Source organism: Knoellia sp. AC549, from assembly GCF_979258975.1.
In genome coordinates this window covers 2,089,430-2,102,253 of the sequence record NZ_OZ409890.1, presented here as the reverse complement: position 1 = coordinate 2,102,253, position 12,824 = coordinate 2,089,430, and the positions used below count along the sequence as shown (strand labels likewise).

The 12,824-nt window shown below is 71.0% G+C and carries 10 protein-coding genes; 7 read left to right on the top strand and 3 right to left on the bottom strand.

Annotation, left to right across the window (positions count from 1 at the left end; all coding sequences use genetic code 11):
* The first annotated feature begins 1 nt into the window (after position 1).
* On the top strand, positions 2–892 hold the full coding sequence (gene xdhC, locus ACZZ98_RS10130; protein WP_463516120.1) for a xanthine dehydrogenase accessory protein XdhC: 891 nt from the start codon (positions 2–4) through the stop codon (positions 890–892).
* Positions 889–2,172, top strand: a complete 1,284-nt coding sequence (guaD, locus tag ACZZ98_RS10125; protein ID WP_463516119.1) for a guanine deaminase — start codon at positions 889–891, stop codon at positions 2,170–2,172. Before xdhC ends, guaD begins: the two co-directional genes overlap by 4 nt.
* A 15-nt stretch (positions 2,173–2,187) precedes the next feature.
* On the opposite strand, the gene aceB is transcribed toward guaD, so the two are convergent.
* Positions 2,188–3,780 (bottom strand): malate synthase A, encoded by a 1,593-nt coding sequence (aceB, locus tag ACZZ98_RS10120; protein WP_463516118.1) that lies wholly within the window; start codon positions 3,778–3,780, stop codon positions 2,188–2,190.
* Positions 3,781–3,934: 154 nt separating this feature from the next.
* Here aceB and ACZZ98_RS10115 point away from each other — a divergent pair, with 154 nt between their 5' ends.
* Positions 3,935–4,690, top strand: a complete 756-nt coding sequence (locus tag ACZZ98_RS10115) for an IclR family transcriptional regulator (RefSeq protein ID WP_463517760.1) — start codon at positions 3,935–3,937, stop codon at positions 4,688–4,690.
* Positions 4,691–4,769: 79 nt separating this feature from the next.
* On the opposite strand, the gene hutH is transcribed toward ACZZ98_RS10115, so the two are convergent.
* Complete coding sequence (gene hutH / locus ACZZ98_RS10110) at positions 4,770–6,335, bottom strand: histidine ammonia-lyase (RefSeq protein ID WP_463516117.1); 1,566 nt, start codon at positions 6,333–6,335, stop codon at positions 4,770–4,772.
* 146 nt (positions 6,336–6,481) lie between these two features.
* Between hutH and ACZZ98_RS10105 the strand changes: the two genes are divergently transcribed.
* On the top strand, positions 6,482–7,489 hold the full coding sequence (locus tag ACZZ98_RS10105) for a hypothetical protein (RefSeq protein ID WP_463516116.1): 1,008 nt from the start codon (positions 6,482–6,484) through the stop codon (positions 7,487–7,489).
* Positions 7,486–8,028 (top strand): hypothetical protein, encoded by a 543-nt coding sequence (locus ACZZ98_RS10100; RefSeq protein ID WP_463516115.1) that lies wholly within the window; start codon positions 7,486–7,488, stop codon positions 8,026–8,028. The genes ACZZ98_RS10105 and ACZZ98_RS10100 overlap by 4 nt, the downstream gene beginning before the upstream one ends.
* 49 nt (positions 8,029–8,077) lie before the next feature.
* On the opposite strand, the gene ACZZ98_RS10095 is transcribed toward ACZZ98_RS10100, so the two are convergent.
* Positions 8,078–9,424, bottom strand: coding sequence for a D-alanyl-D-alanine carboxypeptidase/D-alanyl-D-alanine-endopeptidase (locus ACZZ98_RS10095; protein ID WP_463516114.1), 1,347 nt, complete (start codon positions 9,422–9,424; stop codon positions 8,078–8,080).
* Positions 9,425–9,577: 153 nt separating this feature from the next.
* Here ACZZ98_RS10095 and ACZZ98_RS10090 point away from each other — a divergent pair, with 153 nt between their 5' ends.
* Together ACZZ98_RS10090 and ACZZ98_RS10085 are read left to right on the top strand one after the other, a co-directional pair.
* Positions 9,578–10,228 carry a TetR/AcrR family transcriptional regulator gene (locus ACZZ98_RS10090; RefSeq protein ID WP_463516113.1) on the top strand — a complete coding sequence of 217 codons (651 nt, stop codon included), beginning with the start codon at positions 9,578–9,580 and terminating at the stop codon, positions 10,226–10,228.
* A gap of 2 nt (positions 10,229–10,230) precedes the next feature.
* Positions 10,231–12,792 (top strand): MMPL family transporter, encoded by a 2,562-nt coding sequence (locus ACZZ98_RS10085; protein WP_463516112.1) that lies wholly within the window; start codon positions 10,231–10,233, stop codon positions 12,790–12,792.
* Positions 12,793–12,824 lie beyond the last annotated feature (32 nt).

Sequence of the window (12,824 nt, the reverse complement as noted above, 5' to 3'; positions counted from 1 at the left end):
GATGTCCTGGGTCGATGCGGTCCGCGTCCTGCGCACGAGCAGGGAGTCCGGCGTCCTCGTGACCCTCACCTCCGTGCGCGGCCACGCACCCCGCGAGGCCGGGACCAAGATGGTCGTCTCGGCCACGCGCACCTGGGGCACGATCGGCGGTGGCAACCTCGAGGAGGACGCCATCTGCCGCGCCCGGATGCTGTTGCAGGACAGTGCTTCCGAGCCGGTCAGCTTCACCGCGAACCTGTCGGACAAGGCGAAGTACCAGCACGGCGTGCAGTGCTGCGGCGGCGTCGTCGAGGTCCTGCTCGAGCCCCTGGCCGTGCGTCCGTCGGTCGCGATCTTCGGCATGGGCCACGTCGGCCAGGAGCTGGCCCGGGTCCTCGCCCGCCACGACCTCGAGCTCCACCTCGTCGACTCGCGCGAGGGCTTCCTCACCGACGACGTGCTCGCCCCTCTGGCCGACGCCGAGGCCGCCGTGCACGTCCACCACGTCCCGGTCCTGCCCGAGCTCGCGCCGTCAGAGCTCCCTCCCGGCAGCCACGTCCTCGTCATGACGCACGACCACGCCGAGGACGCCGCCCTCATCGACGCAGCCCTGCGCACCGAGGAGCTCGCGTCCATCGGCCTCATCGGGTCGAGCGCCAAGTGGCAGCGCTTCCGCCGCAAGCTCCTCTCCGAGGGCCATGACGAGGCCGCCCTGTCCCGGATCACCACCCCCATCGGACTGACGACGCTCAGCGGCAAGGACCCGGCGACCATCGCCGTCAGCGTGGCCGCCGCGCTGCTCCAGTCGTTCACCCCGACCCGCCACGCCCCACCCGACGAGACCGACACAGAGGGCACGGACAGCATGGACAGCACGGCGCCTGCCCACCACGCCCAGGAGAGCACCCGATGACCCTCTTCCGAGGCACCTTCTTCGACGTCCCGGACGACCCCTTCACGGGCGGGGTGCTGCGCTCCGAGCAGGACGGCGCCATCCGCGTCGTCGACGGCACGATCACCGACCGCGGTCCCTGGACCGAGGTCCGCGCGCGCCACTCGGAGGACGACGTCGAGGACCTCACCGGCGGCCTCGTGCTGCCCGGCTTCGTCGACACCCACGTGCACTACCCGCAGATCCGGACCATCGGCGCGCTCGGCATGCCGCTGCTCGACTGGCTCGAGAAGTCCGCCCTGCCGGAGGAGGCGCGACTGGCCGACACGGCATACGCCCAGGAGATCGCGACCGAGTTCACCGCCGGGCTCGTGCGCTCCGGGACCACGACGGCACTCGTCTTCGGCTCGCACTTCCCGGGCGCCGTCGACGCCCTCTTCACCGAGGCCGACCGGGTCGGGCTGCGGGTCACGAGCGGGCTCGTCGTGAGCGACCGCATCCTGCGCGAGGACCTGCACACCGACCCCGACGAGGCCTACACCGCCGGCAAGGCCCTGGCGGACAAGTGGCACGGCACGCGCCGCAACCGGTATGCCGTCATCCCCCGCTTCTCCCTCTCGTGCAGTGACGAGCTGCTCGACTCGTGCCGGGCCCTGCTCAAGGACGTCCCAGACGCGTGGTTCACCTCGCACATCAACGAGAACCTCGCCGAGATCACGACGGTCAGGGAGCTCTTCGACGCGGAGGACTACCTGCAGACGTATGCCGCGCACGGCCTCGTGGGCCGCAACAGCGTCTTCGCCCACAACGTCCACCCGACCGCGGGTGAGCTGCGCGACCTCGCCTCCGCGGACGCCACCGTCGCGCACTGCCCGACGAGCAACTCGGCGCTGGGCAGCGGCCTCTTCCCCCTCAAGGAGCACCTCGACCACGGCGTGCGGGTCACCCTCGGCTCCGACGTCGGTGCCGGGACCGGCTTCTCGATCCTCAAGGAGGGACTGCAGGCCTACTTCATGCAACAGCTCCTCGGTGACCGCGGCCGCCCGCTGGCCGCCCCCGACCTGCTGCACCTCGCCACGATGGCCGGCGCCGACGCCCTCGGCCTCGCCGACACGGTGGGTGACTTCTCGGTGGGCAAGCAGTTCGACGCCGTGTGGGTCAACCCGGCCCAGGGGTCGACGATGGACGTCGCGCTGCGGCACGCGTTCTCGCCTGAGGACGCGCTCGCCAAGGCCTTCGCGCTGGGGACCTCACCGTCCGTCACCGCGAGCTGGGTTGCGGGACAACAGCTTCAGCGTTGACCTGAGGCTGCCGGCTCACTCACCCGCGCGGATGACCTCGGCGTATGCCGGGAGCGTGAGGAAGTCCTCGTAGTCGTCGTCGAGCGCTGTGCGCACGAAGAGCTCACGCGCCAGCGGGAGGTGCTCGGCGTAGGCACCCGACTCGACCAGCCCGGCATACTCCTCCTCGACGACCCGCTCGACGAGCTCGCGGGTGATGATCTCACCGGTGTCGAGGGCGGCGCCGCTGTGCGTCCACTGCCAGATCTGCGAGCGCGAGATCTCGGCGGTCGCGGCGTCCTCCATGAGGTTGTGGATGGCGGCGGCGCCGTTGCCCGAGAGCCACGCTGCGAGATAGGTGATGCCGACGGCGACGTTGCCGCGCAGGCCGCTCTCGGTGCGCTCCCCCGGGGTCCGGTCGACGGCCAGCAGGTCGGCGGCCGTGACCGAGACGTCATCGCGCTGGCGGTCGATCTGGTTGTCGCCGTCGAGGACGCCGTCGAAGATCTCGGCGCACACCGGCACGAGGTCGGGGTGGGCGACCCAGGAGCCGTCGAAGCCGGCCTGCGCCTCACGTGTCTTGTCGGCGCGCACCTTCTCGAAGGCGACCCGGTTGACCTCCTCGTCGCGGCGCGAGGGGATGAACGCAGCCATGCCGCCCATGGCGAAGGCGCCACGGCGGTGGCAGGTCTGCACGAGGAGGTCGGAGTAGGCCTTCATCATCGGCGCGTCCATCGTCACCGCGTTGCGGTCCGGGAGCGTGGTGTCCCCGGGGGCGTCCCGGAAGTTCTTGATGATGCTGAAGAGGTAGTCCCAGCGCCCGGCGTTGAGGCCGCTCGCGTGGTCGCGCAGCTCGAAGAGGATCTCGTCCATCTCGAAGGCGGCCGTGATCGTCTCGATGAGGACGGTGGCGCGGATGGTCCCCTGCGGGATGCCGAGACGGTCCTGGGTCCACACGAAGACGTCGTTCCAGAGCCGGGCCTCGAGGTGGGACTCCATCTTGGGCAGGTAGAAGTAGGGACCACTGCCCTGCTCCACGAGCTCGCGCGCGTTGTGGACGGCATACAGACCGAAGTCGACGAGCGCCCCCACGAGTGTCGCACCGTCAAGGGTGAGGTGCGCCTCGTCGAGGTGCCACCCGCGTGGCCGCGGCAGGATGACGGGGATGTTGTCAGGGTCCTTGAGGGCATAGTGCTTGCCCTCGGGCGTCGTCAGCTCGATGGTGCGGCGGTTGGCGTCGCGCAGGGTGAGCTGGCCGCCGATGACGTTGCGCCAGTGGGGCGTGTTGGCGTCCTCGAGGTCGGCCAGCCACACCCTGGCCCCGGAGTTGAGCGCGTTGATCCCCATCTTGCGATCGGTCGGACCGGTGATCTCGACCCGGCGGTCGCGCAGGTCGGCGGGCGCGGGCGCCACCTGCCAGTCGGCCTCTCGCACCGACGCCGTCTCGGGCAGGAAGTCCAGCGTGCCGGTGCGCGAGATCTGCTCGCGTCGCTGCACCCGGGCGGCCAGCAGCTCGTCGCGCCTCGCCCCGAACTCGCGCTGCAGACCGGCCAGCAGATCCAGGGCCTCCGCGGTGAGGATCTCGGACTGCCCGTCGACGTGGGGGCCGGTGACAACGATGGAGGGCACGACAGGGTCTCCTTGGACTCATGAACGGAAGAACTGTTCCAATATACGGAATAGACTGGTACCGCACAGTCCGTTCCCCACCGAGGAGCCACCGTTGACCGCACCGCAGGCCGACACCAGCATCGATGACGCCGCCGCCGAGACCAAGGACCAGGTGCCCAAGGGTGGGGTCCAGTCGATCGACCGCGCGTTCGCCATCCTCGAGACCCTCGCCGAGTCCGGCGGCGTCATGGGCCTGTCCCAGCTCGCCGAGCGCTCCGGCCTCCCGCTGGCCACGATCCACCGCCTCGTGCGCACCCTCGTCGACCTCGGCTACCTCCGTCAGGAGGAGTCCCGTCAGTACTCCCTCGGACCACGGCTCATGCGCCTCGCCGATGCCGCCTCCAAGCGCGTGGCGGCGTGGGCGCACCCGCACATGCTGGCCGCCGTCGAGGACCTCGGCGAGTCGGTCAACCTGGCGATGATGGACGGCGACGAGGTCGTCTACATCGCGCAGGTCCAGCCGTCCAAGAACTTCATGCGGATGTTCACCGAGGTCGGCCGACGCACCCTGCCCCACAGCACCGCCGTCGGCAAGGCCATGCTCCTGGACAGCGACCCAGGGACGGTGCGCTCCCTGCTGAGTCGAACCGGTATGCCGCAACGGACCGAGCACACGCTGACGACGGCCGACGACTTCCTCGCCGCCCTGGACGTGGCCCGCGAGCGCGGCTATGCCCTCGACGAGGGCGAGCAGGAGGTCGGCGTGCGGTGTGTCGCGGTGGCCGTCCCCGACGCACCCCGCCCCATGGCCCTGTCGATGTCCGGCCCGACGACCCGGGTCACCGACGCAGCCGTCGACGAGGCCGTCGCCCGGCTCCAGGAGGCGGCCCGCCTCATCGGTGCGGACCTGTCCTACGCCGCTCGCTGAGCCGCAGGGCCTCCCAATCCGGCCTTGTGTGCCTCAGGGCGAGCCATAGGCCGTCCTGGGGCACACAAGGCGAAGGGTTTCAGTCGAGGCGGCCGGTCACCGACTCCGCGGCCCTCACGACGGCGCCGTCGAGGACCGCCTCGTAGGCGCCCTCGAGGTCGGGGGCGAGGAAGCGGTCGGGTCCCGGAGCGACGTTCGCGAACTCCGCCAGCCCGGCGATGACAGCCCCGGTGGCGCTAGCCGGTTGCAGCGGCGCCCGCAGCTGGACGCCGCGCGAGGCGGCGACGAGCTCGATCGCCAGCACCCGGGTCAGGGCGTCGACGGAACGGCGGAGCTTGCGAGCAGCCGACCAGCCCATGGAGACGTGGTCCTCCTGCATGGCGCTGCTCGGGATGGAGTCGACGGACGCCGGGACGGCCAGGCGCTTCATCTCCGAGACCATCGCGGCCTGGGTGTACTGGGCGATCATCAGGCCCGAGTCCACCCCGGGGTCGTCGGCGAGGAACGGCGGCAGGCCGTTGCTGCGCGCCTTGTCGAGGAAGCGGTCGGTGCGACGCTCCGAGATCGAGGCCAGGTCTGCGGCGACGATCGCGAGGAAGTCCAGCACATAGGCGACCGGGGCACCGTGGAAGTTGCCGTTCGACTCGACCCGACCGTCGAGCGTCACGACCGGGTTGTCGATGGCCGAGGCCAGCTCCCACTCAGCGACGCGAGCGGCGTGGTCGATCGTGTCGCGCACTCCCCCGGCGACCTGGGGTGCGCATCGCAGCGAGTAGGCGTCCTGGACGCGCGTGCAGGCCTCAGGGTCACGGTGGGACTCGCGGATCGGGCTCTCGGACAACACCTTTCGCATGTTCTCGGCCGAACGCGCCTGCCCCGGCTGGGGGCGCAGCGCGTGCAGGTCGGCGGCGAAGACGTCATCGGTGCCGAGCAGGCCCTCGACGCTCATGGCCGCGGAGATGTCGGCGGTCGTGACGAGCCGGCGCAGGTCCGCGATGGCGAGGCAGAGCATGCCGAGCATGCCGTCGGTGCCGTTGATGAGGGCGAGGCCCTCCTTCTCGGCGAGCTCGACGGGCTTGATCCCGGCCGCCGCCAAAGCCTGGGCCGCCTCCATCGCCTCACCGTCCTTGTCGCGCACCCGACCCTCACCCATGAGCGCGAGGGCGCAGTGCGACAGGGGCGCAAGGTCGCCGGAGCAGCCGAGCGAGCCGTACTCGTGCACGACCGGTGTGATCCCCGCGTTGAGGATGGCGATGTAGGTCTGCAGGGTCTCGGCGCGGATTCCCGTGCGCCCGGTCGCAAGGGTGGCGATGCGCAGCAGCATGAGCGCCCGCACGACCTCCCGCTCGACCTCCGGCCCGGCACCCGCCGCGTGCGACCGGACGAGCGAGCGCTGCAGCTGGGCACGCAGCTCCACCGGGATGTGCCGCGTCGCCAGCGCACCGAACCCGGTCGAGACGCCGTAGTGCGCCACCGTGTCGTTGGCGAGGCCCTCGATCGTGCCGCGGGTCGCGCGGACGGCGTCGAGAGCGGCCGGGGTGAGCTCGACCTGCGCACCGTGACGTGCCACCCGGACGACGTCGTCGATGCTGAGGTGTTCGCCGCCGAGGGCGATCGGTTGCTGCTGCCTCTGGGTGTCCGTCATGTCTCAAGCAAAGCGCCGGTATGCCGGGAGCGGCAGCTGCGCGACCGGCATACCGTCTCGGATTCCAGACGATCAACCGCCGACGCTTTCCGGTGACACGGCGACAGCGGCGGCGCTAGCGTGCAGGGACGAGATTGGAGGACCGGATGTTCAAGAAGCTCAAGGCGACCAAGGCCTACCTCGAGCACGGCGACGACCTCGCCGGTGCCCTCGTCCCGGACGACGCGGTCGTGCTCGACGCGCCGTCCGATGCTGCGCGGCCTGCGATCAACGCAGCGCTCGACGGGCAGTTCGAGCCGGCGGCCGACCTGCTCCGACGTTCGCGCGAAGGCAGAGCGTGGGAGGACCGCGACGTCGACGTCGCCCACCTCGGCCGACTGTCGCTCAAGGCTCCACAGTGGCTGGCCGCCTGGCGCGAGAGCGACCCCGACAACCCGGACCTGGCCGTGGTCGACGCTCGGCGGCTCGTCGAGGAGGCGTGGGAGCACCGGTCGCACAACGACGCGAGCCAGGTCAGCCAGGAGCAGCTCGCGGCCTTCCACGAGCTGCTGGCGAGCGCCACCCAGCGGATCCAGCAGGCCGTCGATGGTTCTCCTGGCGATCCGGTGCCCTGGGCGCTCGCCCTGCGCCACGCTCGCGGGACGGAGGTCGACCGGGAGACCTTCGAGGGCTATCTCCGCGCCCTGGAGTCGACCGACCCCCACCACTACGGGGCTCGCTACGAGGCGATGCAGTTCGTCTGCGCCAAGTGGTTCGGCTCGCACGACGAGATGTACGACTTCGCTCGGGCGAGTGTCGAGGCTGCGCCCGGGGAGGCCCGGGTCCAGTCCCTGCTCCTCGACGCCGTCCTGGAGCACCTCGGCGCCGAGCCATCGGCCCTCACGCAGGACCCGGAACGCGTCGAGGAGGCCATCGCGCGAGCCCAGGGGTTCCTCGACGCCAACCCGGAGGCCGGTCACCAGCTCACCGGCCAGACCCGCAACGTCCTGGCGCGCGTGCTCTTCCACCTGGAGCGGCACGGCGAGGCCTACGAGCAGCTGCAGGCCATGGGTCCGCACGCGACGTCGTACCCGTGGCGCTACTGGGGCGATGCCCGCGAGGAGTTCCTCACCCACCGGTCGCACATCGTCACGCTGGCGGCCGGCGCGTCGTGACCTCGATGATCCTGCTCGTCCGGGCGACGGCGGCCGAGCTCCAGCGGCCGGTCATCTGGGCGCGGACCCGGGTCCGGTTGGTCGACAGTGAGCGGACCGGCTGGACCATCGCCGATGTCGGCGCGCCGAACCAGGCGGCGCTGGAGCGGGTCGCCGAGGAGGTCAGCACGTTCGGCCCTGCCCTGCTCCTCGTGGTCGGGGACCTCCGGACCGGGGTCCAGCTGTGGCAGGGAGGGCAGCGACGGGCCCGGGTCGGCTGGACGTCGGGCGAGGTGAACGCCCTGCCGGCGGCGGACGCGAAGACCCTGGCGACGGTCTTCGCGTCGGCCCTCGCCGTCGACCCCGGTCCGGTCGCGCGGGCACTCCGGGAGGCGACGAGCCCCGACCGGTCCTCGCGCGCGCTGATGTCGGCTCTCGCCGCACCGGTTCCCAGCCACTTCGGTCGGCACCGGAGCGGTCCCCTCGACTCCGAGCGCACGACCGTCGTCGAGCGACACGGCATCCTCGAGGCCATGGTCGAGGACCACTGGGGCCACTGAGGACTTGCGACGCGAGTGGGGGCCGACCGGGTCGGGCCTGCACTGACGGTCAGGCGGGGTTGCACCCCGTGGCGGCAGTGGCGAAGCGCTCGATCGCCAGCCGGGCCGCCGTGGGGTCCGCGGCGCCGTTCTCGATGATCGAGAAGATCCGCTCGCGGCCGTCCACGCCGTAGGCGGTGCCCGAGAGGGCGACGGCGTCGCTGAGCCAGCCGGTCTTGGCCCGCACCTTGCCCCTGGCGCACCGGGTGTCCGCCGTGGCGAAGCGGGTCCTGAGGCCTCCCGAGACCCCGGCTGTCGGCATGCTCGTCGGCGCGTTGAACACCTGCCCGATCGCCGGGTCACGGTTGGCGCGCAGGAGGAGGCTGGTCATCGTCGCCGCGCTCGCCCGGTCGGACCGCGACAGGCCCGAGCCGTCGTGGACCGCCACCCCCGTGGTGTTGACCCCACGAGCCTTGAGCACGGCGAGGGCATGACCGTTGGCAGCGGTCCAGGTGGCACCCTTGCCCGCGGTCAGCGACGAGTGCCGGTGGATGCTCTCGGCGTAGTCGTTGTCCGACGTGTTGATGAAGTTGGCGGTGAGAGTGCCGATGTAGGGAGACGTCGCACTGACGATGGTTGGCGCTCCCGTGGGCACCTTGCCCCGGATGGTCGAGGAGACCCCGATGCCCAGGCGCTTGAGCTCGTTGGCGAAGATCACGCCGGCGTCGAGCCCGGTGTCCATGGCATTGCGCCCGCCGACGACCAGCGGCCGGACTGGAACCACGTCGCCGGGCAGGTAGCTCGCCTTCCAGCCGGTGGCGTTGGTGGGTGACGGGAACAGCGTGTCGTCGACCCGCACGGCCACCGTCCGCACACCGGCCGCGACGAGGGCCGACCGCGTCGTGCCGGCCATCTCCCGGGCCTTCGTCACCCAGAGTGCGGGGTCGCCGCCACCCACGAGCCACACCGTGTTCTTGCTGGCGTTGGTCCTGACGTGCGTCATCAGGGTCTTGTCGCGGGACATGGTGCTGATGGCGACGAAGGCGGTGACGAGCTTCTGGTTGGAGGCCGGCATGAGCGCCAACGAGGAGTTGCGGCTGTAGATCACGGCACCGGTGGCCGCGTCGAGGACGACCGCGCTGACCTTGCTCCCCAGGGCCGGATCGGCGCCTGCCGCTGCAAGACGCTGGGGGATGGTGCGGGTGTCCGAGGCGGTGAGGCCCAGCGACCCGTCGGTCGACTTGGAGAGCTGGTGTGGTGGCGGGTCGGGCGGAGGCGAGGACTCGGGCCGGGGCGTGGGGCTGGCCGGTCCCTCGGCGGTCGCCGGCAGGACCGATCCTCCTGCCACGAGGGCCAGCGCGGCGACGGAGGCCACGGCACTGGCGAGGACAGCTCTGCCTGCTCTGCTGGCGCTCATGACCACAAGAGTGGCACCAAAGTGACTAGCCCGCGCGGCGACCGAGCCGGTCAGGCACGGTGGGCACAGCGCTGAGCGGACGGCATACTCTCGTCTTTGTGCACTCAAGAGCAACGTTGCACTGCCGTGCAATCTTCGCCTATCGTGGGAGGCATGGACGAGGTAACCGATCCCGCCGTGAGCGACGGCCTGCGTGCGCGGAACCGCGAGCGCACGGCCCAGCGCCTGGAGCAAGCCGCTTGGGACCTGGTCGCAGAGCACGGCTTCGAAGCCGTCACGGCCGACGCCGTCGCCGACCGGGCAGGGGTCTCTCGCCGCACCTTCTTCAACTACTACCCGCGGGTCGAGCTCGTCCTCCAGGAGCCGATGCGCCAGGCCATCGCCGGGCTCGTCGACCGGTTCGTCGCACGCCCCACCGACGAGAACGTCAGCGACTCCCTCGCCGCCATCCTCACGGAGCCGCTCGACGCCGAGGTCCTCGAGAAGGCCGTCACCTGCTTCGGCCAGGCGTCGACCTCCTCGGCCGCGAGGTACTTCCTCATGGAGGCGCAGGCCGCCGAGGTGGACCAGATCTCGCGAGCCCTCCTGGACCGTGACCCCTCGACCGATGCGCTCTACGCACGCGTCGTCGCCGGAGCCGTCATGTCCGCGGGACACGCCGCGACGTCCGCCTGGGTCGACCAGTCCCGTGGCGTCGTCAACGGCCGCACCCGGCAGCTGCACCTCCAGCTGCTCCAGCAGGCGTTCGCCCACCTCTTCACGGCCTTCGCCCTCCCCCAGCCCTCCTCCGACCAGGAGTCCTGACCGTGGCCCTCTTGCTCTATCGCGTCGGGCGACTCACCGCCCGCCACGCTTGGCTCACCCTCGTCGCCTGGGTCGTCGCGCTCACCGCACTCGGCGGCGCCATGGCCGCAGTCGCCACACCGCCGACCTCCGCGATCAGCATCCCGGGCGCGAAGTTCGACTCCGTCCTGACCCACCTCGGCCAGGAGATCCCTGCCGCGGCCGGTGGCATCGGCACGATCACCATCGAGAACGAGAACGGCCCGATCACCGCCGCCCAGCGCGCGGCGATCGAACGCACCCTCGCGGAGTGGGAGAAGGCGCCCCACGTCCAGTCCGTGATGAACCCGTTCGAGACCCAGAGGACGCTCGACGACTCCCGGGCCAGGCTCGCGGCGGGCCAGAAGGAGTACGCGGGGCAGGACTGGAAGTTCCAGCAGGGTCAGTGGCTCTACGACGAAGGTCAGCGCGACCTCGCGTCAGCGCGCACCGAGCTCGCGAACCTCGAGAAGTCCGGGCAGGGCCAGAGCGAACAGGCTCGGGTGCTGCGCTACGAGATCCCCGCCCGGACCGAGGGCAACGCCGGGATCCTCGCCCAGCTCAACGCCGCTGAGCCCAAGCTCGCCGCGGCTCGCGTGGAGATCTCCCAGGCCAAGGGCCTGCTCGACGTGACCAACGGGGCGCGCTTCGTCACGGCCGACAGCAGCGCAGCCATGCTCCAGATCCAGTACGACACGGCCATCTCGCAACTGTCCCCCGAGGTCCGGGCCCACGTCCCCGAGATCGGCACCGCCCTCGCCAGGGACGGGCTGCGCGTCGACTACAGCGCCGACATCCTCCAGACCCGCAGCATCGTCGGCATCGGTGAGGTCATCGGCTTCGCTATCGCCGCCGCGGTCCTGCTCGTGATGCTCGGCAGCCTCGTCGCCGCCGGCCTCCCGTTGCTCGTCGCCCTCATCGGCGTCGGTGCCGGGCTGCTCGGTGCGATGGCTGCGACGGCGTTCTTCGAGATGAACTCGATGACGCCCGCGCTGGCGCTCATGCTCGGCCTCGCGGTCGGCATCGACTACGCGCTCTTCATCGTCAACCGGCACCGCCAGCAGCTGCTCGACGGTGTACCTCTCCAGCACTCGATCGGCCTCGCGACCGGCACGGCCGGCAACGCCGTCGTCGTCGCGGGCACCACGGTCGTCATCGCGCTCGGCGCACTGACCGTGTCAGGTCTGCCGATCCTCGCGCAGATGGGCCTCGTCGCCGCCGGGACCGTCGCCATGACCGTCCTCGTCGCGCTGACGGTCACCCCGGCGGTGCTGAGCCTCATGGGTCGCCGCGTCGTGTCGAAGCGGACCTGGCGCCGCCACGAGGCCGCCGAGATCGAAGGCCCCACGCACGGGCGAGGCTCCGGCCGCTGGGCCGTCCTAGTGACGAACCGCCCCTGGCGCGCCATCGTCCTCACGGTGGCGGCCATCGCGCTGCTCGCCGTTCCCGCCTTCTCCCTGCGCCTCGGCCTTCCCGACGGCAGCAGCGAGCCCAAGGACTCCAGCGCCTTCCACTCCTACACGACGATCGAGAAGGACTTCGGCCCCGGCGCCAACGGGCCCATCGTCGCCGTCGTCTCCTTCGACGAGCCGCTCGACGTGGCCGAAGTGACCCGGACGCAGACCCGACACGCCCGCACCCTGTTCAACCTCCCCGGGGTCGAGCGAGTCGTCCCGTTCGGCGTCAGCGAGGACCGCGACACCCTGGCCTTCCAGGTCGTCCCGCTCGAGGGTCCGACGAGCGAGTCCACCGTCGACCTGGTGCACGAGATGGACGAGCTGACCGAGCGCATGCCCGCCGGAACCGAACTCGGCATCACCGGCCAGACCGTCGCCAACATCGAGATCTCCCAACGACTCGCCGGCGCTCTGCCGCTCTACGTCGCGCTCGTGGTCGGACTCTCGCTGCTGCTGCTCATGGCGGTGTTCCGATCGGTGCTCGTACCCGTCATGGCGACGGCCGGCTTCCTGCTCTCCGTGGCCGCCAGCTTCGGCGCCGTCGTCGCGGTCTACCAGTGGGGCTGGCTCGGCGACCTGCTGCAGGTGAGCCGTCCGGGCCCGATCATGCCCTTCATGCCGACGCTCCTCATCGGTGTGCTCTTCGGGCTCGCGATGGACTACCAGATGTTCCTCGTCTCCGGCATGCACGAGGCCCGCGCCCACGGCGAGGACAGTCGCACGGCCATCCGCACCGGATTCCGGCAGGGCTACCGCGTCGTTGCTGCGGCCGCGCTCATCATGATCGCGGTCTTCGCAGGCTTCGTCTTCGCCCATCTGACGATGATCCGCCCGATGGGTCTGGGGCTGGCGATCGGCGTGGCCGTCGACGCCTTCCTCGTGCGCATGACGCTCACCCCGGCCGCACTGCACGTGCTCGGCGACAAGGCCTGGTGGATCCCCCGCTGGCTCGACCGCCTCCTGCCGGACCTCGACGTCGAGGGCACCAAGCTGCGCGCGCACCTCCAACGCGAGGACGAGCTGGCGCAGGCGGCGGCCGAGGAGCTCGAGGCGGGCGACCGTGAGCTCGTCTCAGCTGGTCCCGGCTAGCCGCAGAGCCGAGCGCTCGGTCCGCAGTCGCC